General features: G+C 68.0%; 21 protein-coding genes. 8 read left to right on the top strand and 13 right to left on the bottom strand.

Annotated elements, in window-relative coordinates; all coding sequences use genetic code 11:
• Positions 1 to 2: 2 nt before the first annotated feature.
• The gene (gene gluQRS / locus B3Z70_RS03995; RefSeq protein WP_292020509.1) at positions 3 to 863 is read left to right on the top strand and encodes a tRNA glutamyl-Q(34) synthetase GluQRS; all 861 of its coding nucleotides are present in this window, start codon (positions 3 to 5) and stop codon (positions 861 to 863) included.
• Here the strand turns inward: gluQRS and B3Z70_RS03990 are convergent.
• From B3Z70_RS03990 to B3Z70_RS03980, 3 genes are all read right to left on the bottom strand, one after another.
• Positions 847 to 1,668, bottom strand: a complete 822-nt coding sequence (locus B3Z70_RS03990) for a TIGR02186 family protein (RefSeq protein WP_292020511.1) — start codon at positions 1,666 to 1,668, stop codon at positions 847 to 849. The genes gluQRS and B3Z70_RS03990 overlap by 17 nt on opposite strands.
• Positions 1,665 to 2,588 carry a sulfite exporter TauE/SafE family protein gene (locus B3Z70_RS03985; RefSeq protein WP_292020513.1) on the bottom strand — a complete coding sequence of 308 codons (924 nt, stop codon included), beginning with the start codon at positions 2,586 to 2,588 and terminating at the stop codon, positions 1,665 to 1,667. The genes B3Z70_RS03990 and B3Z70_RS03985 overlap by 4 nt, the downstream gene beginning before the upstream one ends.
• A 61-nt stretch (positions 2,589 to 2,649) precedes the next feature.
• The gene (locus B3Z70_RS03980) at positions 2,650 to 5,499 is read right to left on the bottom strand and encodes a hypothetical protein (RefSeq protein WP_292044723.1); all 2,850 of its coding nucleotides are present in this window, start codon (positions 5,497 to 5,499) and stop codon (positions 2,650 to 2,652) included.
• 219 nt (positions 5,500 to 5,718) lie between these two features.
• On the opposite strand from B3Z70_RS03980, the gene B3Z70_RS03975 reads away from it, so the two are divergent.
• Positions 5,719 to 5,937, top strand: coding sequence for a hypothetical protein (locus B3Z70_RS03975; RefSeq protein WP_292023466.1), 219 nt, complete (start codon positions 5,719 to 5,721; stop codon positions 5,935 to 5,937).
• A 74-nt stretch (positions 5,938 to 6,011) separates the two neighbouring features.
• Entirely contained in the window at positions 6,012 to 6,509 is a 498-nt protein-coding gene (locus B3Z70_RS03970) for a pyridoxamine 5'-phosphate oxidase family protein (protein WP_292023464.1), read from the top strand.
• Between the two features lie 63 nt (positions 6,510 to 6,572).
• Here the strand turns inward: B3Z70_RS03970 and B3Z70_RS03965 are convergent, their stop codons facing one another.
• The 6 genes from B3Z70_RS03965 to B3Z70_RS03940 all read right to left on the bottom strand — a co-directional run bounded on the left by B3Z70_RS03965 (position 6,573) and on the right by B3Z70_RS03940 (position 11,809).
• Positions 6,573 to 7,025, bottom strand: a complete 453-nt coding sequence (locus B3Z70_RS03965; protein ID WP_292044722.1) for a hypothetical protein — start codon at positions 7,023 to 7,025, stop codon at positions 6,573 to 6,575.
• Between the two features lie 20 nt (positions 7,026 to 7,045).
• Entirely contained in the window at positions 7,046 to 7,960 is a 915-nt protein-coding gene (gene argF / locus B3Z70_RS03960; RefSeq protein WP_292023461.1) for an ornithine carbamoyltransferase, read from the bottom strand.
• 181 nt (positions 7,961 to 8,141) lie between these two features.
• Positions 8,142 to 9,335: an aspartate aminotransferase family protein gene (locus B3Z70_RS03955; RefSeq protein WP_292023459.1), complete on the bottom strand. Its 1,194-nt coding sequence runs from the start codon at positions 9,333 to 9,335 to the stop codon at positions 8,142 to 8,144.
• A gap of 89 nt (positions 9,336 to 9,424) precedes the next feature.
• Positions 9,425 to 9,946, bottom strand: coding sequence for a YcxB family protein (locus B3Z70_RS03950; protein WP_292023457.1), 522 nt, complete (start codon positions 9,944 to 9,946; stop codon positions 9,425 to 9,427).
• The gene (locus tag B3Z70_RS03945) at positions 9,946 to 10,932 is read right to left on the bottom strand and encodes a M28 family metallopeptidase (protein WP_292023455.1); all 987 of its coding nucleotides are present in this window, start codon (positions 10,930 to 10,932) and stop codon (positions 9,946 to 9,948) included. The genes B3Z70_RS03950 and B3Z70_RS03945 overlap by 1 nt, the downstream gene beginning before the upstream one ends.
• Before the next feature lie 43 nt (positions 10,933 to 10,975).
• Positions 10,976 to 11,809: an ABC transporter permease gene (locus B3Z70_RS03940; RefSeq protein ID WP_292023453.1), complete on the bottom strand. Its 834-nt coding sequence runs from the start codon at positions 11,807 to 11,809 to the stop codon at positions 10,976 to 10,978.
• Between the two features lie 280 nt (positions 11,810 to 12,089).
• On the opposite strand from B3Z70_RS03940, the gene B3Z70_RS03935 reads away from it, so the two are divergent.
• A complete protein-coding gene (locus tag B3Z70_RS03935) occupies positions 12,090 to 12,632 on the top strand; it encodes a GcrA family cell cycle regulator (protein WP_292044720.1) in 543 nt (180 codons plus the stop codon).
• A 139-nt stretch (positions 12,633 to 12,771) separates the two neighbouring features.
• Here B3Z70_RS03935 and apaG read toward each other — a convergent pair whose 3' ends face one another.
• Positions 12,772 to 13,179, bottom strand: a complete 408-nt coding sequence (apaG, locus tag B3Z70_RS03930; protein ID WP_292023802.1) for a Co2+/Mg2+ efflux protein ApaG — start codon at positions 13,177 to 13,179, stop codon at positions 12,772 to 12,774.
• 81 nt (positions 13,180 to 13,260) lie between these two features.
• On the opposite strand from apaG, the gene B3Z70_RS03925 reads away from it, so the two are divergent.
• Positions 13,261 to 14,286 carry a 2'-deoxycytidine 5'-triphosphate deaminase gene (locus tag B3Z70_RS03925; RefSeq protein ID WP_292023800.1) on the top strand — a complete coding sequence of 342 codons (1,026 nt, stop codon included), beginning with the start codon at positions 13,261 to 13,263 and terminating at the stop codon, positions 14,284 to 14,286.
• A 72-nt stretch (positions 14,287 to 14,358) separates the two neighbouring features.
• Here B3Z70_RS03925 and B3Z70_RS03920 read toward each other — a convergent pair whose 3' ends face one another.
• Entirely contained in the window at positions 14,359 to 15,645 is a 1,287-nt protein-coding gene (locus B3Z70_RS03920) for an MFS transporter (protein WP_409410508.1), read from the bottom strand.
• A 121-nt stretch (positions 15,646 to 15,766) separates the two neighbouring features.
• Between B3Z70_RS03920 and dapE the strand changes: the two genes are divergently transcribed.
• Together dapE and B3Z70_RS03910 are read left to right on the top strand one after the other, a co-directional pair.
• Positions 15,767 to 16,960: a succinyl-diaminopimelate desuccinylase gene (gene dapE / locus B3Z70_RS03915; protein ID WP_292023795.1), complete on the top strand. Its 1,194-nt coding sequence runs from the start codon at positions 15,767 to 15,769 to the stop codon at positions 16,958 to 16,960.
• A 57-nt stretch (positions 16,961 to 17,017) separates the two neighbouring features.
• Positions 17,018 to 17,533: a hypothetical protein gene (locus B3Z70_RS03910; RefSeq protein ID WP_292023794.1), complete on the top strand. Its 516-nt coding sequence runs from the start codon at positions 17,018 to 17,020 to the stop codon at positions 17,531 to 17,533.
• A gap of 42 nt (positions 17,534 to 17,575) precedes the next feature.
• Here the strand turns inward: B3Z70_RS03910 and B3Z70_RS03905 are convergent, their stop codons facing one another.
• A complete protein-coding gene (locus tag B3Z70_RS03905) occupies positions 17,576 to 18,490 on the bottom strand; it encodes a tyrosine-protein phosphatase (RefSeq protein WP_292044718.1) in 915 nt (304 codons plus the stop codon).
• A gap of 67 nt (positions 18,491 to 18,557) precedes the next feature.
• Entirely contained in the window at positions 18,558 to 19,697 is a 1,140-nt protein-coding gene (locus B3Z70_RS03900) for an amidohydrolase (RefSeq protein ID WP_292023788.1), read from the bottom strand.
• Between the two features lie 90 nt (positions 19,698 to 19,787).
• Here B3Z70_RS03900 and B3Z70_RS03895 point away from each other — a divergent pair, with 90 nt between their 5' ends.
• Positions 19,788 to 20,141 (top strand): hypothetical protein, encoded by a 354-nt coding sequence (locus B3Z70_RS03895; protein WP_292023786.1) that lies wholly within the window; start codon positions 19,788 to 19,790, stop codon positions 20,139 to 20,141.
• Positions 20,142 to 20,183 lie beyond the last annotated feature (42 nt).

The raw sequence follows: 20,183 nt of genomic DNA, 5'->3' as shown, positions 1-20,183 counted from the left end.
CCGTGTTCGCCACCCGCTTCGCCCCCTCCCCCACCGGCCGCCTGCATAAAGGCCATGCCTTTTCGGCCCTGACGGCCTGGTCGGCGGCGAAGGCGGCGGGCGGGCGGTTCGTGTTGCGGATCGAGGACATCGACCCGACACGGTGCAGGCCCGAATACGAAACGGGCATTCTGCAGGATCTGGCCTGGCTGGGGCTGGATTGGGAGACGCCGGTTCGGCGGCAATCCGATCATCTGGACGACTACGCCGCCGTCATCGAAAGCCTGAGGGCGCGCGGGTTGCTCTATCGCTGTTTTCGCACGCGCAAGGACATCCTGAACGCCGTCGGCGACGCGCCGCACGGCCCCATGGAGGCCGTGCGGCCCGGCCCGCATCCGGCGGAGGAAGAAGCGCGGCTGCTGGCCTCGGGCGCGCCGTTCGCCTGGCGGCTGTCGCTGGATCGGGCGCGTGAGGTCTTGGGCGAGGCGGTCTGGAACGGCATGACCTTCGTCGAAGAGGGCGAAGGCCCCGACGGAGAGACCGACCTCCTGCCCGTCGATCCGACGGCGGCGGGCGACGTGGTGCTGGCCCGCAAGGACACGGGCGTCGCCTATCATCTGGCCGTGACCCATGACGACGCCCTGCAGGGCGTGACCCATGTGATCCGGGGCCAGGACCTGTTCGCCGCGACCCACGTCCAGCGGCTGATCCAGACGCTGATGGGCTGGCCCGCACCGATCTATCGCCATCATCGGCTGCTGGCGGGACCGGACGGGCGGCGCTACGCCAAGCGGGATCGGTCGGTCACCCTGGCCGAGCTGCGCGCCGGCGGACTGACGGCCGAGGCGCTGCGCGACGAACTGGGGTTCAGCCGCGGCGGCTGAAGATGCGCGAGGCGCCGTAGCCGGTCAGGGCCGCCAGCACGACGCACAGCACGCCGTACAGCCACGGGCGGCGATGGGCGAACTCGTAGATGTCGCGCTCCAGCCCCACCTTCTCGACCGTCAGCGTCAGGTTGGACACCGACTGCGGCTCGCCGTCCTGGAACAGCCAGACCTCGGCGTAGTATTTGCCCGTCGGCGCCACGGTCGGCAGTTTGACCTCGGCGCGGAACAGCCCCTTGTCCACGAACTCGACCCCTTGGGAATCGGTGTCGTAGAGGGCGGCGGCCTCCTTCAGCCGGATCACGGCGCGGCGCCAGTCCAGATAGTCGTCGCCCAGACGGCTGACCACGACGTCGCGCACGCCGTAGCGGGAGACCGTCCGGCTTTCCTGCGGCGCGTCGATGCGCAGGTGATCGACCCCGACGCCCAGGCGCCGCAACTGGCCGAAGTCCGCGATGTCGCTGAGCGGCCGGGTCGAGGCGGTCATGTAGAAGCCCGGCGCCCCCTCGAACAGCACCGGCCGGCTGTTCAGCCAGACGCCGGAGGTGCGGGTCTTCTTGACCAGGCGGATCGGGGCGTCCGGCCCGCGCACCACCACGACCACGTCGGTCGGATCGGGGGTTGGATTGAACACCGCGCCGTACAGGACGATGGACGCGCCCCGGAAACTGGAATCGACATGGACCTGGGCGTCGGTCAGGGCGGCGGCGACGCGCAGGGCGCCTGTAGTCGCCTCCGAGCGGTCGGACGCGGGCGCGACGACGGCGGCCGGTGCGGGATCGGGCGGCGGCAGGGCCTGGATCATTCCGGGATCCCCGGCGCCAGCATGAAGATGTCGGCCGGCCGCACGAACAGCTCCAGCCCCATCTGTATCCCGACCAGCAGCACGATCAGCCCAAGCGCCGCGCGCAACTCCTCGGCGCGGAACCGGCCCGCGAACCGGGCGCCGATCTGGGCCCCGACCACCCCGCCCAACAGCAGGATGGTGGACAGGACGATATCGACCGTCTGGTTGCGCCCGGCCTGCAGGATGGTGGTGATGGCGGTGGTGATGATGATCTGGAACAGGCTGGTGCCCACCACCGCGCCCGCCCGCATCCGCAGGATATAGAGCATGGCGGGCACCAGGATGAAGCCGCCCCCAACCCCCATGATGGCCGACAGCACCCCGGCGAAGACGCCCAGGCCGAACGGCGGCAAGGCGCTGATGTAGAGACCCGACTTGGGGAACTTCATCCGCAGCGGCAGGCCGTACAGCCACATCGGGCGGCGACGTTCCTTGCGCGGCGCCGGCACGCCCCGGCGGCGGCGCAGGATTTCCGTCAGACTCTCGTTCAGCATCAGGCAGCCGATGGCGCCCAGGAAGACCAGATAGGACAGGGCCACCACCAGATCGGCCTGGCCCAGCAGGCGCAGGTAGCGGAACAGCTCCACCCCCGCCAGGGCGCCGACCGCCCCCCCGGTCGCCATCACCGACCCCATCTTGAAATCGACCGCCCGCTGACCGGCGTAGCGGATCACGCCCGAGGTCGAGGAGGCCACGACGTGGCTGGCCTGGCTGGCCACGGCCACGGTCGGGGGAATGCCCAGGAACACCAGGATCGGCGCCATCAGGAAGCCGCCGCCGATGCCGAACAGGCCCGAGACGAACCCGACCACCGCCCCCAGGATCACCAGGGTCGGCCAGTTCACCGAAACCTCGGCGATCGGCAGATAGATGTCCAAAGGACGGGCCTTCGGCTGGAGCGGTTACAGGTTCGCCGTCAGGCGGGGCGGAGGCGGTGTCTTAGCCTGAAGCCTGCGACGCTGTCTGCGGCAAAGGCCGGGATTGGGCGACAAAGGCGTCGGCGGCGGTTCGGGCGGCGCGCTGATCCACGGCGCTGGCCTGCGGACGCAGCCGCGTCACGGCGGCCTGGGCCTCGGTGTCGCCGCCGCGCGCGGCGATCATGTACCATTTCAGCGCCTCGGTCGGATTCTTGGCCACGCCGTCGGCCCCGGTCTCATAGATGCGGGCGACGTTGTACTGGCTGTCGGGCAGGCCGCCCTGGGCCGCCTTCAGCAGCCAGGCCAGGGCCTCGGACTGATTGGTCGCGCCGCCGTCGCCTTCGTACAGCTGCATCCCGTAAAGATGCATCCCGCGCGGATCGCCGCCTTCGGCCGCGCGGCGGCCCCATTGGCGGCTCTTGGCCGGATCGGCCGGCACGCCGGCGGCCCCGTCCAGATACAGCTGTCCCAGATAGGTCTGGGCCGGGGCGTAGCCCAGTTCGGCGGCGCGGGTCATGCCGGTCAGGCCCGACATGTCGCCGCCGTCCAGCTTGCCGATCGCGGCCTCGTAGTCGGCGGCGCCGGGACCGGCGATGTCGAAGGCCGCGCGCGGTCCGGTCGGCGTCACGGCCGAGGCGGCGAGAGGCGTCGCCGGCGTCTTCTGATCGCCGGCCGGTTGAGACCCGCCCCCAAGGTTGGGCAGTTCGAAGCCAGGCGCGCCGCCGTCCGTCAAGGACAGATAGCCATAGACGCCGCCGGTCAGGGCGACCGCCGTGACCGAGGCCAGCAGGGTCTTCCTGACGGTGGAGCCGTCGCGGGCCGCCTGTCGGTCCAGCCGCTCCTGCAGCTTGGACTTGCCGCCGCGCTTCAGGCCGAAGCCTTGGCGCGGGACCGGTTCCGGCTCGGGCGGGGCGGTGATGGCGGCGCGCGCGGCGTCGATGGTGGAACGGGTCGAGGAGGCCCGACCGGCCGCGGCCGCCGCCCCCATGCTGGCGCGCAGCTGGCGCGGATCCACGAACTCGGTCTCGCCGCCGAAATCGTCCTCGTCCGCATCCAGCGCGGGGGCCGGACGGGGTTCGGGCGCGGACGGCGCAGCGGAGAAGCCGGGCGAGGTCGCCTCCAGCGCATCGTCCACATCGGCGCCGCCAAAACCGCTGAACGGCTGGATGACGGGCTCGGTCTCGGCGGTCGGCGCCTCGACGGCTTCAGCCTTCGGCTCGGGCTCCAGGAACACGCCGGCCGGGAAGGGCGCGGCGGCGGCCGCGGCCGTCGTCACCGGATCGCTGGACCAGTCGCCCTGTTCGGTGAAGGTCTCGTCGGGGAAGGCGGCGGCGCGCCAGTCGCTCTCGATCGAGGCGGACTGGATCGGCGCGGGCGCAGCGCGTTCGGCCACCGCCCGCGACTGGGCGCTGTCCAGGGGCTTGTCGCGGATCGGCGTGGGCGTGCGCGTCTCCATGCTCTCGCGCGCCTCGGCCAGCAGGCGCGCGGTGCGCTCCTCGCTCATCCGCATCCGCTCGGCCAGTTCGCCCGAGGCGCGGTCGTAGCGCTGCTCGATCTTGTCCGAGCTTTCCGACAGGCGACGGCCGATGTCTTCCAGCGCCTGTTGCGAGCGGCGTTCGGACTGGGCGATGCGGTCGCTCAGCTGGTCCGAGATGCGGGTGATCTCGCCGCCCAGCTTCTCCAGCGCCAGGGCGTGGCGGTCGTCGCTGGCCGTCAGCCGCTGATCGACGCGATCCAGGTGGCGGGCGAAGTCCTGGTCCAGGCGGGCGGCGCGGCGCGCGACCTCGCCCTCGATGGTCTGACCGACCGCCTCGGTGACGGCGCGACCGATGGCGTCGGCGCGTCCCGCGCTCTCGCCTTCCACCTTCTGAACACGGGCGCTCAGATTGCGGGCGATCCGCATGACCTCGCGGCCCATGGCCTCCAGACCCACGGCCGCCTTCTGTTCCGAGGCCTTCAACTGGTCGCCCACGGCCTGGACCGCGCGTTCGATGCGGTCGATCCGCGCGCCGGTCTCGGCGGCGTCCAGCCGCTGCATCATTTCCGCGCGATTGTTCTCGATCTGACGCGACAGGCTTTCGGCCAGCTTTTCGAAACGGGCGGCGTCGCGCGCGCCTTCCGGTTCGACCCGGCTCTCGGCCGCGCGCATCCGCAGATCCAGCTCGGCGAACGAGCGTTCCAGCGTCTTCAGGGCCTCGGTCGTGCGGTTCTGGGCCGCGTCCAGCCGCGCGCCGACCTGGGTCATCAGTTCTGAGCCGACGCCGGGACCGGCGGCCTTCTCGACCGCCTCCATCCGTTCGCGCAGGTCGTTGACGCCCAGGCGCTGGCGCTCCTCGATCTCGTACAGCCGTCCCGACAGGGCGCCCAGCGAGGTCTCGACCTTGGCGAAGCCCTCCTGCGTCATCGGGCCGGTGTCGCGTTCGAAGGCGCGCAGGCGGCGATGCCCCTCGCGCAGTTCCTCGGCGATGTCGTCGATGCGGCGGGCGTGGCCTTGCGTCTCCACGTCCTGACCGTCCAGCCGGCGCATCAGGCCGGCGACCGCCTGGTCCACGCCCTGGATGGCCACGGTCGAGCGACGCTCGGCGGCTTCCAGCCGCGCGGCGATCACGTCGATGGAGGCGCTGATCCGATGACCGTCGCTCTCGGGCAGATCATAGGCGTCGTCCAGCCGGCGACTGCGATTGCGGCGCTCGTAGCTTTCGGAAATCGGTCCGCGACGCGGCAGGGTGGCGTAGCCCTCCTCCTCGTCTTCCATGATCATGGAGTTCAGCCACTCGCCCAGCGTCATGCCGGAACGACGCGCCAGATCCTTGGCGACTTCGCGCGCCTTCGGATCGATCCCCTTAACGCTCCACGGCGCCGCTGCGCTCACTGATTCGTCTCCCGGCCCATGCGACGAAGGCTATACCGTCAATATCGAGGGTGTAAACTGATGGTTAACCGCAATATCTAGCGACGATCCGCCAATCCTGTGGACAGCGCCGTAAGAGCCTCGGATTAGTGAAACACCACGGTTAACGCGCGGTGAAGATTAACCTCCGGGCAAGGGTTTCGCTTGCCAAGCGCGGCGGCTTTCGCCACCTGCGAAACCATGAGCCTGACCGTCACCGTCATCCTGCTGGGCCTGGCCCTGGCCGTCATGGTCTTCACCGGCTGGCGCGGCGCCCTGCCCCCCGATCCGATGAAAGGGCCGCGCCTGATGCCCTGGCGGTTCCTGATGATCGGGGCCGCCGCCGTGGCCCTGCTGCTGCTGATCCATCTGGCGACCCTGTTCGGGGCGGAACGCGCGCCCTGGATCCCCGGTCGCTAGATCCGAAAGCTTGGCCTTAGGAACCCGACATGGGCCGGGCGGTTGATGGTGCGACCCATCAACGGAGACGCCGCATGAGCGACCAACTGACCCCCGCCGAGGCCGAGAAGGAATTCTGGAAGAGCCTGAAGGAGTCCAACACCGGCATGTTGGGCATCGACCGCCCCGGCTATCACCACCAGCCCATGACCGGCTTTGGCGAGGACGAAACCGGCACGATCTGGTTCTTCACCCGCGACGACACCGACTTCGCCCGCGACGTGGCCGCCGGCGGCCAAAAGGGCATGTTCTGCTATCAAGCCAAGGACCAGAAGGTTCAGGCCTGCATCCACGGCGCCCTCGGTATCGATCAGGACCGCGCCCGGATCGACAAGTATTGGAACCCGGTCGTCGCCGCCTGGTATCCAGACGGCAAGGATGACCCGCACCTGACCATGGTCCGCTTCGACGCCGACGACGGCCGCGTCTGGGTGTCCGACAAGGGCGCCATCGGCTTCGCCTACGAAGTCCTCAAGGCCAATATGACCAAGTCCATCCCCGACGCCGGCGGCGTATCGGACGTGAAGCTGTAGCAGACTGGTCACTAATCCGTGGCGATCTGGAAAGGCCGGGGAGTGATCCCCGGCTTTTGACTGTCAGCAGCCAGCTATACGCTCGACCCCCGATATTCGCGAGCGGTCCACTCCCAACGCACCAAGCCGATCAGCACAGTCCAGAAAGACATGATCGTTCGAGGCCAGGCGGATGATCGTGTCGTCAGCTAACGGCCAGAACTTCGCCCTTATAAATCCGACTTTGACCTGCTGGTCTTGGCGCAGCCCTCTGACCAGCGCCAAATCAACGCAGGCCTGGTCACGATCATAAGGGTTGCATCGCGACGCATGATTGCGGCCTTCTCCGTCAGTGATCACGAGCACCGGCTGCCCCTTGTAAGACGATACGCTGACGCGCCCTTCAAGGGTGAAGGCTTCGTATGAGAACTTGCCGGGATCAAGCGTCGGCGCCGACACGGTGAAGAACGCAAAGGCGACGACCGAAACCGCCAGAAGCATTACAACGACAAACCAGAAGCACGATGCGGTCGACATCGCCTTCCAGTCCTCCAGAGTCATCCCCCGAAGCACCAGGCCAGGACGGCCTTCTGGGCGTGGATGCGGTTTTCGGCCTCGTCCCAGACCAGCGACTTCGGACCGTCGATGACGGCGTCGGTGACCTCCTCGCCGCGGTGGGCGGGCAGACAGTGCAGGAAGACGGCGCCGGGCGCGGCCGTGTCCATCAGGGCCTCGTCGACCGTATAGGGTTCGAAGGCGGCGAGGCGCGCCTCGTAATCCTGATCGCCCATCGACACCCAGGTGTCGGTGACGACGACATCGGCGCCCTTGACCGCGTCCTTGGGATCGCTGGTCAGGGTGACGGCCGCGCCGCCCTTTTCCAGATCGCGCAGGTCGGGGTGGTATTCCGCCGGACAGGCGACGTTCAGGTGGAAGCCGAACTTGGGCGCCGCGTGCATGAAGCTGTGGCAGACGTTGTTGCCGTCGCCGATCCAGGCGATCGTCTTGCCGGCGACCGGGCCGGAATGCTCCTCGATGGTCTGCAGATCGGCCAGGATCTGGCAGGGGTGCGAACGGTCGGTCAGGCCGTTGATGACCGGCACGGTGGAGACGCGGGCGAAGCGTTCGACATCCTCGTGGTTGTTGGCGCGGATCATCACCGCATCCACCATTCGCGACAGGACGCGGGCGGTGTCCTCGACCGGCTCGCCGCGCCCCAGCTGCATGTCCGAGGCGGTGGCGATGATCGAGCCGCCGCCCAGCTGGCGGATGGCCGCGTCGAAGCTGAAGCGGGTGCGGGTCGAGTTCTTCTCGAAGATCATGGCCAGAACCCGATCCCGGCCCGGCGCGTCGGCGTCGGCGCGCCCCTGGGGCCACCCCTTGCGGGCGGCCTTGCGGGAATGGGCGTCGTCCAGAATGGCGCGCAGATCGGCCGCGTCGAGCCGGTGGATGTCGAGGAAGTGGCGGGTCATTGCATCCTCCACCCTCTCCCGTTGGGAGAGGGCTTAAGCGCCCGAGAGCCGCAGGCGCTCGGACTTGCGCGAAAGGGTGAGGGTTCGGTCTTGGCCGGCGAGGTGCGACCCTCACCCTTTCGCCTTGACGCATCGCTGCGCTCTGCGAGGCTCAAGCCCCCTCCCGACGGGAGAGGGAACCTCATGCCGCCAGCGTCTCGCGCGCCGCCTCGCAGGCGCCTTCGAAGCGGGCGATGGCTTCGCGCGCCTCGTCCAGCGTCAGGTTCAGCGGCGGCAGCAGGCGCACGCAGTTGTCGCCGCCGCCGGCGATCAGCAACTGCTGGGTATCGCGCGCCAGAGCCATGAATTCGCGATTGTTCGGGACCAGCTTGACCCCGATCAGCAGGCCCTTGCCGCGCACGTCCACGATCACGTCGGGGAAGCGCGCCTGAAGGCCCGCCAGCTGCTGCTTCAGATAGCCGGCGATCTCGGCGACGTTGCTCAGGGTCTCGGGCGTATTGATAAGCGACAGGGCCTTCTGACCCACGGCCATGGCCAGCGGATTGCCGCCGAAGGTGGAGCCATGGACGCCGACCGTCATGCCCTTGGCCGCCTTGGCCGAGGCCAGGCAGGCGCCGATGGGGAAACCGCCGCCGAGCGCCTTGGCCACCGCCATGATGTCCGGCGCCATGCCGGCCCATTCGTGCGCCCACAGCCTGCCCGTCCGGCCCATGCCGCACTGAACCTCGTCGAAGATCAACAGCACGCCGTTGTCGTCGGCCATCTGGCGCATCCAGCGCAGATCCTCGACCGGCGTCTCGCGGCATCCGCCCTCGCCCTGAACCGGCTCCAGGATGACGGCCGCAGTGGTCGGGTTTTCGAAGGCGGCCTTCAGCGCCTCCTTGTCGCCCCAGGTCAGTTGGTGGAAGCCCTGCATCGGCGGACCGAAGCCCTCGGTGTAGCTGGGGTTGGCCGCCGCATTGATGGCGCCATAGGTCCGACCGTGGAACGAGCCGTCGAAGCCGTAGATGTCGATCCGCTCAGGGCTTCCATTGGCCGAATGATATTTGCGCGCCGTCTTCAGCGCGCATTCGACCGCTTCCGTGCCCGAGTTGGTGAAGAAGACCACGTCGGCGAAGCTCGAGTCGCACAGGGCGTCGGCCAGCGCTTCCTGGCCCGGAATGCGGAAGATGTTGGACACGTGCCACAGCTTCTCGGCCTGATCCTTGACCGCCTGGACCAGTTCGGGATGGGCGTGGCCCAGGCCGTTGGTCGAGATGCCGGCGACGCAATCGAGATATTCGGTCCCGTCGGTCGCCCACAGACGCGCGCCTCGGCCGCGTTCCACTTCCAGCGGCGCGCGATTGTAGACACCCATCAGATGTTCAGTGGACACGGGACCAAGACCTCCAAAAGCGAGACGGCTCCGCCGCGAGCGACGGAGCCGGATTGATACGGAAAGGCGTTGTCGGATTAGTGAAGGTGTTAGTCAACACCGGCGCCGAGCAGGCCCCGCGCGCGGACATCCGCGACGAGGGTCCGCACCGCCTGGACCTGATCGGCGTCCAACACGCGCAGGGGCAGGACGAAGTTGGTGTTGGGCGTGGCCGCAAAGACCATTCGATCCTTTTCCTCCACCACGGCGATCAGGCTGCGCCAGCCGATGCGGCTCTCGAAATCCGGCCCCGAAATCGTCAACCCCTGACCGTCGATGCGCCAGTCGCTGGGTCTTTGACCGAGCGGCGTCGAACGACCCGCCGCCATGACCTTGAGGTTCGCCAGGATCGACAGGCCGACGAAGCCGTAAATCCCGACGAGCTGCAAGCCGAGAATCCAGCCGACACGGTCGGACGACAGACCGAAGCAGAGCACCATGGTCGACATCATGACGACGCCCACGAACAGGGTGGGCAGGGTCGTCCAGCGCCGCACCCCAGGCCACGCCTTGACGGCGGCCCGGCCCTCGCGCGGCGTCGGCTGGACGCCCGCCGCCTCGACGACGATCATCAGTCTTCGCCGCCTGGCGCAGGCGCGGTTTCGGCGGCGACGGCGTCGGCCTTGGCCTGGTTCTCGACCAGCCGCTTGTCCAGGGCCAGGCCCAGGTCGGCGATGAACAGGCCGAACCGGGCGACGTCCACGCCTTTAAGATAAGACAGCCTGTCCTCGGTCGAGTGGATGCGCTGGAACACCGGCGGGACGAAGCCCTCCTTCAGGCCGTTGTTCTCGCCGCCGTTGAAGGCCAGCCACATCTGGTGGGCGCCGATCGCGTCCTGGGTTCCCAGCGACACCACCGGCACGCCGGCGGCCGAGAAGGCGCGGTCGTCGCTGGGCGGATAGGTGGGATAGGGCATGCAGTCGAAGTTGCGCTCGGCGCACAGGCTGCGCAGCGTTTCTAGCACGAAGCGCGACTGCTCGCCGTTGTTCTCGCCGTACATGATGGTCTGGCCATAGGCGGCGACGTCGGCGTTGACGACGGCGGCGATGCGGTCCTTGCCGTGCGTCTCAAGGAAGGCCTTGGCGCCCAAGAGGCCCAGCTCCTCTTGGTCGGTGAAGACGAAGACGAAGCGGTGGGCGACCGGCTGGCCTTCCAGCGCCATGTCCAGGGTCTTGGCTGCCTCCATCATGGCCATGACCGAGCCGACGTTGTCGACGATGCCCTGCGACAGGGTTCCGTCGCGCAGTTTGACCGCATCGTAGTGGGCGGTCATCACGATGTCCTTGTCGCCCTGCCCCACGGTGACGACCACGTTGGAGCCCTGCATCGGGCCGGTCGTGCGATTGCCGCCCTCGAAGGTCTGAACTTCGGGCGTGAAGCCCAGGGTGGTCAGAAACCCGACCAGGACCTGGGTCCGCTCGGCGTTGGTGGGCTTGACGAACTGGGCGGCGCCGGCGGCGATGTCGGGCCGGTCCCCGGCCTGGGGCGTGGCTTCCTGGGCGAAGGCGGGGACAGCGGCCAACAGGGCCGTGGCGGCGACGAGCGAACGGAACAGCATTGGCGGACCTTCCTGGGAGGAGCGATCCGCAACAGGTAGCGATCTAGCTCTTCAGGCGCCAGCCCGAGCGGAACACCAACCAGCAGGCCGCGCCCATGGCGGCCATCAGAACCGCCGACCCGACCACGCCGACCGTCAGATTGCTCTCGGCATGGCCGATGAAGCCGTAGCGGAAGCCGTCGATCAGATAGAAGAAGGGGTTGTAGTGGCTGATCGACCGGAACGGCTCGGGCAGGTTGTCGACCAGATAGAAGGTGCCCGACAGGAAGGTCATCGGCATGACGATGAAGTTCTGGACCGCCGCCAGATGGTCGAACTTCTCGCTCCACAGACCGGCCAGAACGCCGGTCATGCCCATGATGAAGCTGGCCGCCAGGGCGAACCAGACGACCGCCAGGATGTTGGCGATCCCCAGCGGCGCGAACGGCAGGACGCAGATCGCCGTGACCAGGCCGACCGCCAGACCCCGCGTCGCGGCCCCCAGCGTAAAGCCGAGCGTCAGCTCCAGCGGGCTGAGCGGCGGGGTCAGGAAGTCCGTCGCCGTGCCCATGATCTTGGCCTGGATCAGGCTGGACGAGGCGTTGGCGAAGGCGTTGTTCAGCATGGCCATCATGATCAGGCCGGGCGCGACGAACAAGGCAAACGGCGTGCCGTGCAGCGGCGGCCGGGCGTTCTGCAACGCCACCACGAACACCAGCATATAGAGCAGGGTCGTCACCACCGGCGCCGCCACCGTCTGGGCCCCCACCTTCCAGAACCGCCGCACCTCGCGCAGATACAGGGTCTGCACCCCGATCCAGTTGATCCCCGGATAGCGACGCGGCTGCGGCAGGCCGGAGGGACGGGTTGCGATCAGGTCGGGTGTCGTCTCAGTCATGGCCCGCCAGATGCGCTCCGGGGCCTCGCTTCGCAAGGGCGTCGTGAGTGGCGAGTGGTGAAGCGTGACTGTCTCGATGCAATCGCCCCGTTCACGATTCCCGCGTCACCCCTCACGACCCCGCCTTAACCTTAACGATGATTCAACATCTGGTTTCTGTGGACAGGATGATTCGCACATCTTGCGGTTCTTAACGGCTGGTTTACGATTAGTTGTAGGTCAAGCCCCCGGAGGGGAAGCCTGACCCTAGATATTGAATCCAAACTCGCTGGAGGGTGGCATGACCGCAGGCTGGACCGACGACCGCGTAGGCGCGCTGAAGAAGCTCTGGCTTGAGGGCCAGTCCGCGAGCCAGATCGCCAAGCAACTGGGCGGCGGGGTCACCCGCAACGCCGTGATCGGCAAGGTGCACCGTCTGGGCCTGTCGGGCCGGGCCGCCCCGTCGCAGCCGGCGCGCACCGTCGCCGCGACCTTCCGCACCACCCGCCCGCGTCCGGCCGCCGCCGCGCCGGCCCCGGCGCCGACCCAGCCTTCGGCCCCGCGCCGTCTGGAAGCCGTCCAGCCCAAGCCGGTCCAGCCGGCCGCGCCCGTCCCCGCCCCGATGCCGGACCTGCCGGGCACCGCCACGGTCATGACCCTGGGGGCCCACATGTGCAAATGGCCGATCGGCGACCCGTCGTCGCGCGAGTTCAGCTTCTGCGGCCGCCGCGCCTCGGAAGGCGTCTATTGCGTCGAACACGCCCGCGTCGCCTATCAGCCCCAAGTCAAGCGCGGCAAGGACGGTTCGTCCGACCTGGCCCGCAGCCTGCGTCGCTACATCTAAGCGCGCTATCGCGCTTCGCACGACTTAAGCGCGACGCTTCGCGCAGATCCCCCTCGCCGGCTCGCGCAAGCAAGCCGGCGAGATCTTAGGGGCGGGGCTGCGGTTCATCCGGGTTGACGCAGCCCCTTCCGCCTTTCCGCTAGTTCAACACTCGCCGCGCATCCGGCGTATCCAGCGAAAAGGCCGGAATCTCCGCCTCGAAACTGCGCCCCTCGGCATCCGTCATGGAATAGGCGCCGACCATGGACCCGCTGTCGGTGCTCAGCGGACAGCCCGACGCATACGAATAGCTGGCGCCGGCTTCGATCACCGGCTGCTCTCCCACCACCCCCGGCCCGGCGACCTGCTCGACATGGCCGTGGCCGTCGGTGATGGTCCAACGGCGCGCCATCAGCTGAACCGTCGATCCTGACAGGTTCACGATCTCGACCTGATAGGCCCAGACCCAGCGCCCCGCCTCGGGATCGGACTGACCCGCCAGATAGCTGGGCCGCACCCGGATCAGGATGCCGTTCGTTTCGGCGCTATAGGCAGGACCATCGTGCATGGGCTATATGCTCGCCCCGCCGCGCGCGGGCTGCAAGCGCGACTTGAAGACAAGTCGTGAAAACCGTGTGAGACAGACGCCATGAGCATTTTCCAGGCGCCGCGCCCCGGCATCCTTCCCGCCCAGTCCATCGAGACGCTGATCGCCACCGGCGCCGTCACGTCCGACACGCCGTTCGATCACGATCAGGTCCAGCCCGCCAGCCTGGACCTGCGCCTGTCGGACCAGGCGTGGCGCGTGCGCGCCTCCTTCCTGCCCGGCAAGCGCAAGGTCGAGGAACGGATCGCCGACGTGGCCATGCACGCCATCGCGATCACCGACGCCGGCGTCGTGCTGGAAAAGGGCTGCGTCTATATCGTGCGCCTGCAGGAGCGGCTGAAACTGCCCCAGGGCCTGATCGCCCGCGCCAATCCGAAAAGCTCGACCGGCCGGGTCGATGTCTTCGTGCGCCTGCTGACCGATCGCGGCGCCAGTTTCGACGACGTGGACGAAGGCTACGACGGCCCGCTCTATCTGGAGGTCGCGCCCCAGACCTTCTCCATCCTGGTCCGCCCCGGCACCCGCCTGAACCAGCTGCGGCTGAAGGCTGGCGATCCGCCGAAGCTGGAGACCCGCTCGGTCGGCGTCGATCTGCAGGGCGGCGACATCGTCGGCTTCCGCGGCCGCCGCCATGCCGGGGTGGTCGATCTGGACCATATCGACGGCCACGATCCGCGCGACTTCTGGGAGCCGCTGAGCCTACGTCGTGGCGAGCTGCTCTTGGATCCGGGCGAGTTCTACATCCTGGCCTCGTCCGACGACGTGGAGATCCCGGTCGATCAGGCCGCCGAAATGACCCCCATCGACCCGTCTGTGGGCGAGTTCCGCGTCCACTACGCCGGCTTCTTCGACCCCGGCTTCGGCACGGACGAAGCGCATGGCGCGGGCTCCAAGGGCGTGCTGGAGGTCCGCACCCACGACACCCCCTTCCTGCTGGAACACGGCCAGATCGTCGCCCGGCTGGTGTATGAACCCCTGACGGAACGCCCCAGCCGCCTGTATGGCGAAAGCGGCAGCCACTATCAGAACCAGGGCCTGAAGCTGTCGAAGCATTTCAGGGTGTGGTGAAGCGTGAGTGGTGAAGCGTGAATCGTGATTGGAGCCGGGCTCAGTCACGGCTCGCGATTCACCCGTCACGGCTCACGTTAATCGATCCGCCTTCCTCAGCCCCGGGAACATCGCCGACCAGGCGCCGGTCGCCGCCAGCGCGCCGAAGCCGCCGAAGACCGCCGCGCCCACCGCGCCCAGCAGGCGCACCATGACCCCGGAATAGGCCTCGCCCAGTTCGTTCGAGGCGCCGATGAACAGCATGGACACCGACGACACCCGCCCGCGCATGTGGTCGGGCGTGGCCAACTGGATCAGGGTCTGGCGCACATTGACGCTGATCATGTCCGCCGCCCCGCCGATGAACAGGACCAGGCCCGACAGCCAGACGATGCGCGACAGGCCGAAGGTGATGGTGCAGATGCCGAACACCGCCACCGCCGCGAACATCCACACGCCCCCATGCCGCACGATCGGATAGCGGCTCAGATAGATGGCCATGACCATGGCGCCCACCCCGAACGACGCCCGCAGCAGGCCGAACCCTTGCGGGCCGACGTGCAGGATGTCGCGCGCGAAGATCGGCGTCAGCAGGGCCACGCCCGCCAGCAGCACCACCACCAGATCCAGCGATATGGCGCCCAGCACGATCTTGGTCTTCCACACATAGGCCAGCCCCTCCTTGACCGAATCCACCGGCGACAGCGGGTTGGTCTGGGGCGCGGGCTTGCCGCTGGTGCGGATCAGGATGAAGGCGGCGACCGCCAACAGGAACATCCCCAGCGACACGGCATAGGCCAGGGGCACATTGACCCCCACGATCACCCCGCCCAGGGCCGGTCCGGCGATGGCGCCGGTCTGGAACGCGATGGACTGGGCCGCGATGGCGGGCGGCAGGGCCTTGCGACCCACCACCATCGGCAGGAAGGCCTGGCTGGCCGGCGCCAGGAAGGCCCGCGCCGCGCCGAACAGGGCCGCGACGGCCAGCAGCCCCCACAGCGGCGGCGCGCCGTGCAGCGCCATGGCCAGGAACGACCCCGCGCAGGCCGCCTCGACCAGGATGGAGATCCACACGGTCCGCTTCCGGTCGCGCCGATCCGCCATCGCCCCGGCCGGCAGGGTGAAGGCCAGAAGCGGCAGGAACTGACACAGACCGACAAGGCCCAGATACAGGCTGGCCTCCTCAACCGGATGGTCCCGCCGCGCGATCTCATAAACCTGCCACAACAGGGCCGAGGACTGAATCTGGATCGCCAGCACGGCGACCACGCGCCCGAACCAAAGCAGGCGGAAGTCGCGAATGCCCCACGGGCTGGACGGGCCTTCTGGCGGAGGCGGCGGAACGGGCGGGGCGGCGGGGCCGGTGTCGATGGATTCTATGGTCACGGTCGGTCGAACCTATTTCGCAATGGCGGCGGCGGAAACCCATCGGGGCCGGTCTGCGCCGAACCTGAGCATTACGCCTTCTCGCCTTCGCACGATTTCCCTAAAGCATAGGCGCATGAGCCGCGCATCAACTCCCGTTATCGATCCTGTCGAACTGACCCAGGCGCTGATCCGCCGCCCGTCCGTCACGCCCGCCGACGAGGGGGCGATGGATGTGCTGGAGCGCCATCTGACGGCGCTGGGCTTCACCTGCCGTCGTCTGGCTTTCGAAGGGCCCAGCGGCGTCGGAGTCGATGCCCGGATCGAGAACCTGTACGCCCGGCGCGGAACATCCTCGCCCAACCTGTGCTTTGCGGGCCATACGGACGTGGTTCCGACCGGGCCGTCGGATCAATGGACGTCGCAACCCTTCAACGCCGAGGTGAAGGACGGCGTCCTTTATGGCCGGGGCGCGGTGGACATGAAGGGCGGAATCGCCGCCTGGGTCGCGGCCGTATCGCACGTGCTGGCGGACGGCGAACCCGAAGGCTCCCTCTCCTTCCTGATTACTGGCGACGAGGAAGGCCCGGCCCTTCACGGCACAAAGCGCGTGGTCGAGGCCCTGGCCGCCGAGGGCGAGGTCATCGACGCCTGCGTGGTCGGCGAGCCGTCGTCGTCGCAACATCTCGGCGACATGATCAAGGTCGGGCGGCGCGGCTCGCTGAACAGCTGGATCACGGTCCAGGGCAAGCAGGGCCACGTCGCCTATCCCGAGCGAGCGGCCAATCCGGCGCCGGTGATCGCCCGGCTGATGACCCGGCTGAACGACCATGTGCTGGACGACGGCTATGAGGGTTTCCCCCCGTCGAACCTGGAGATCACCACCATCGACATCGCCAATCCGGCGACCAACATCATTCCGGCCCAGGCGACCGCGCGGCTGAACATCCGCTTCAACCCGACCCATACCGGCGATGGCCTGATCGACTGGCTGAACCGCGAGGCCGGCGCCATGCAAGCCGAGACCGGGCTTCAGATCACGCTGGAGCATCTGTGTTCGGGCGAGGCCTTCCTGACCCAGCCCGGCGCCTTTGTCAGCGCCGTGCAGGACGCGGTCGAGGCCGAACTGGGCCGCCGCCCCGAAGCCTCCACCACCGGCGGCACCTCCGACGCCCGCTTCATCCGCGCCCTGTGCCCGGTGCTGGAACTGGGCCTTGTCGGCCAGACCATGCACCAGGTCGACGAACGGGTTCCAACGGCGGAGCTGGAGGCGCTGACGGCGGTCTATCGCCGGGTGATCGAGACGGCGATGGACAGACTGCGCGTCTGACGGAACGGGCCGCTCGCCCTTCACGTTTGATCCGAAACCGCTGGAAGGATGATCGCCATGTCGCCGCGCGCCACGCCCCTCGCCCTCGTCTCCGCCCTGACCCTTTCCATCGCGGCCTGCGGCTCCCCCGAGCGGTCCGACAAATCCGCGCCATCCGCCGCACCGCCGCAGACCGCGCCGACCGATGTCGCCCCTCCGCCCGCCGCACCGGCGCAGGCCGACTGGTCCTCGCTGAACGCCCTGGTCGGCCAGTATCCCAACGCCAGCAAGCTGATCGAGGACAGCGCCGTCACGCCCGAACTCAAGACCCTGCTCGGCGCGAAATATGAGACGCTGGCGACCCATATGCAGACCCAATCGCCGCTGGAGCGCGAGGGATCGGTTCTCTACACCTCGGGAAACAAGGCGCACGAAGGCGGGACGAACGCCGCCTATATCCTGATCGACCCGACGCAGAGGGCCCTGGAAGTGGGCCTGTGGGAAAACGGCAAGCTGACCACCTATTCGACGCAGGGCGCGACCTTGGCCAAGCCCAGGGACATCCAGACGCTGATCGCCAACTCGGCCCATTAGCCGCCATTGGGACAAAAGGCGCCACGAGAAGGGCGGCGCTTGTCACGGCTGGGTGTACAAAGCTCTCAAACGGTTGCGCTCTTCGCGGCCGACACCCAGTTCTTGATGCGAGAAGGCGTCGAAGTCGCCGTACAGCCGGTCGATGGCGGCGTACATCCTGTGCAGCAGAACCGCCTTCAACTCCACCGCCCCGCGAAGGACATCGGGCGTCGCCCCCAACTGCCGGGCGACGTCGGCGAAGTAGCGGTTCGACGAGGGCTGGAGAAAAACATTCGCCGACTTGAACTTCAGGAAGGCCACCGCGTCGGGATCGTCGCGATCAACTTGAAGATAGCGGTTGGTGGCCACGAAATCCGCGTCGATCAACTGAACCGACACGCCGAGGGTCCTTAGCAGCAGGGCTGCCCCCACGCCTGTCCGATCCCGGCCGCCGGTGCAGTGAAACAGCAGGTTCTCGCCGGCCGGCAAGGCCAGCAGCTTCTCGAACAAGGCGCGATAGCCTCTAAGACGCAGCACATGCTGTTCGGTCCCATAGCTGTCGACCAGATAGAGCATTCTGTAGAAGGGGCCATGCGGCGTGACCCTGGCGCGATCCAGCATGGTCGGCGGAAGCCCGGCGGCGGCGATCATCCTGGCGATGGCTGCGTCGTCGATCTCGTCGCCCCTGGTGCTGCCGATGATGGGACTGTTCACATAATCGGCGCCTGCGGGAAGATGGTCCGGATCGTCGGAAGCTTCCTTTGGACCGCGGAAATCGACCACCGTGGTGATGTCCAGATCGGCTAGCCGTTCGACGTCAGCGTCGCTCAACTGCGCCAGATTCGCGCTTCTGTAGATTCGCCCCCGCACCACGACCCGACCATCGGTCGTGGGATAGCCGCCGACGTCGCGCGTATTGATCGTGCCCTGCATCGGCACGAACCGCCAAGGTTCGAAGGGGAGTTCGGTCTGGTTCAAGGCGCAACTCCGATGATTGGGCTCGGCAAAGCCCATGAAGCTTCGCGATCGCCTGTTCATGCCGTAGTCAGCTCTGCTCCAGAAACCGCAGCGCCGTCAGGACGTGCGTCTTCACCCCCAGCGGCAGGACCTTTTCGTTCGGCGAGAACTCCGGCGAGTGGTTGGGCGCGGAGGTCGCGGGGTCCACGCCGTCGGGGCTGGCGCCCAGGTGGTAGAAGACGCCGGGGATGACCTGCTGGAAATAGCTGAAGTCCTCGGCCACCGTGGTCGGGGGCGTGGCGGGGTTGACGTTCCCCTCGCCCGCCGCCTCGGTCAGGACCGGGGCCAGCCAGGCGCTGTCGGGGATGATGTTGTAGCGGACGCCGGCGTTGATCGTGGCGATGGTGAAGACGGTCGGGGTCGTGGTCGGATCGACCGTGCGCGCGGTCAGGGTGTTGACCGTCTCGACCACCTGGCCCGCCACCGCGATCACATCGACCCCGCGCCAGGGCCAGGCGCCGTGCGTCTGTTTCCCCTTCAAGCTGATGTCCACGCGGTCGGAGGCGGCCATGAACCCTTCCGGCCGATAGAAGACGCTGCCCGGACGCCCCGGCACGACGTGCAGGCCGAAGATGGCCTCGGGCTTGGGATCGTTCAGCGCCCCTTCGGCGATCATCAGGGCCGCCCCGCCCTTGGGCTCGCCCGGAGGCGCGCCCTCCTCGGCCGGCTGGAAGACGAAGACCACCGTGCCGGCGATCCGGTCCTTCATCCCCGCCAGCACCTCGGCCGCCCCCATCAGCATGGCCATATGCATGTCGTGGCCGCAGGCGTGGGCCACCGGAACCGTATTGCCCATGTAGTTCCCGATCGCGGTCGAGGCGAAGGGCAAACCCGTCGCCTCCTTCACCGGCAGGGCGTCCATGTCGGCGCGCAGGGCGACCGTCCGGCCCGGCCGGGTGCCGCGCAATATGCCGATCACCCCGGTCTTGCCGACGCCGGTGCGGACCTCAAGCCCCAGCGACCGCAGATGCTCGGCGATCACTCCAGCCGAACGGGTCTCGGCGAAGCCCAGTTCGGGATGCTGGTGAAAGTCTCGACGCCAGGTCACGACCTCGGGCAGGACACGCTGCACGGCGGCGTCGACGCTGGCCGCATCGACAGCTTGCGCCCGGGCTGCGCCGGCCGCGAGCAGCAACGCCAGGGTAGAGACGGCGGACAGTCGGCGCATGTGAAGGTCCCGTGAAATTTTCAGCCCGTTCGCAGGTGACGGCGCCGCGACCGCTTGTGCAAGGCGTCGCGAACGGCGATTTCTGTCCGCATGGCCGAGAAGGACTTCAAGAGCGCGAAGACGCAGTGGCGGGACGTGGTCCTGGTGTGCCGCAAATGCTCCAAGAAGCTGGACGGCGGCTTCGGCCCCGACGGCGATCTGACGCTGAAGAAGGCGCTGCGGAAATACCTTCGCCTCAAGAAGGGAAAGTCGGGCCGCAAGGGCGAACTGGTCGTCACCGGCGCCGACTGTTTCGACGTCTGCCCCAAGGGGGCGGTGGTGGCGGTCAATACGGCCGAGCCCAAGAAGCTGCTGATCGTGCCGGCCGGCGCCGATCTGTTCGAGGTCAAGACGCGGCTGGGGCTGGACGACGGACGACGGCTGAAGGCGGCCGAGCCGAACTAGGCGGGCGTCGAACTGGCGCCTTTCTTCGAGCGGCAAGCCGTG

Origin of the sequence: Brevundimonas sp. UBA6550 (assembly GCF_002434505.1) — a bacterium.
Classification (GTDB): domain Bacteria; phylum Pseudomonadota; class Alphaproteobacteria; order Caulobacterales; family Caulobacteraceae; genus Brevundimonas.
Note: the sequence above shows the minus strand (reverse complement) of the source record. Positions and strands in the feature narration are given on the sequence as shown.

Bases quoted from the DNA above. Each gene is read 5' to 3' on its own strand.
- B3Z70_RS03910 (WP_292023794.1), top strand. From the start codon at position 17,018: ATGTCGCCGCGCGCCACGCCCCTCGCCCTCGTCTCCGCCCTGACCCTT.
- B3Z70_RS03935 (WP_292044720.1), top strand. From the start codon at position 12,090: ATGACCGCAGGCTGGACCGACGACCGCGTAGGCGCGCTGAAGAAGCTC.
- B3Z70_RS03895 (WP_292023786.1), top strand. From the start codon at position 19,788: ATGGCCGAGAAGGACTTCAAGAGCGCGAAGACGCAGTGGCGGGACGTG.
- B3Z70_RS03900 (WP_292023788.1), bottom strand. From the start codon at position 19,697: ATGCGCCGACTGTCCGCCGTCTCTACCCTGGCGTTGCTGCTCGCGGCC.
- B3Z70_RS03940 (WP_292023453.1), bottom strand. From the start codon at position 11,809: ATGACTGAGACGACACCCGACCTGATCGCAACCCGTCCCTCCGGCCTG.
- B3Z70_RS03925 (WP_292023800.1), top strand. From the start codon at position 13,261: ATGAGCATTTTCCAGGCGCCGCGCCCCGGCATCCTTCCCGCCCAGTCC.
- B3Z70_RS03990 (WP_292020511.1), bottom strand. From the start codon at position 1,668: ATGATCCAGGCCCTGCCGCCGCCCGATCCCGCACCGGCCGCCGTCGTC.
- B3Z70_RS03975 (WP_292023466.1), top strand. From the start codon at position 5,719: ATGAGCCTGACCGTCACCGTCATCCTGCTGGGCCTGGCCCTGGCCGTC.
- dapE (WP_292023795.1), top strand. From the start codon at position 15,767: ATGAGCCGCGCATCAACTCCCGTTATCGATCCTGTCGAACTGACCCAG.
- B3Z70_RS03965 (WP_292044722.1), bottom strand. From the start codon at position 7,025: ATGTCGACCGCATCGTGCTTCTGGTTTGTCGTTGTAATGCTTCTGGCG.
- B3Z70_RS03950 (WP_292023457.1), bottom strand. From the start codon at position 9,946: ATGATCGTCGTCGAGGCGGCGGGCGTCCAGCCGACGCCGCGCGAGGGC.
- B3Z70_RS03945 (WP_292023455.1), bottom strand. From the start codon at position 10,932: ATGCTGTTCCGTTCGCTCGTCGCCGCCACGGCCCTGTTGGCCGCTGTC.
- argF (WP_292023461.1), bottom strand. From the start codon at position 7,960: ATGACCCGCCACTTCCTCGACATCCACCGGCTCGACGCGGCCGATCTG.
- apaG (WP_292023802.1), bottom strand. From the start codon at position 13,179: ATGCACGATGGTCCTGCCTATAGCGCCGAAACGAACGGCATCCTGATC.
- B3Z70_RS03970 (WP_292023464.1), top strand. From the start codon at position 6,012: ATGAGCGACCAACTGACCCCCGCCGAGGCCGAGAAGGAATTCTGGAAG.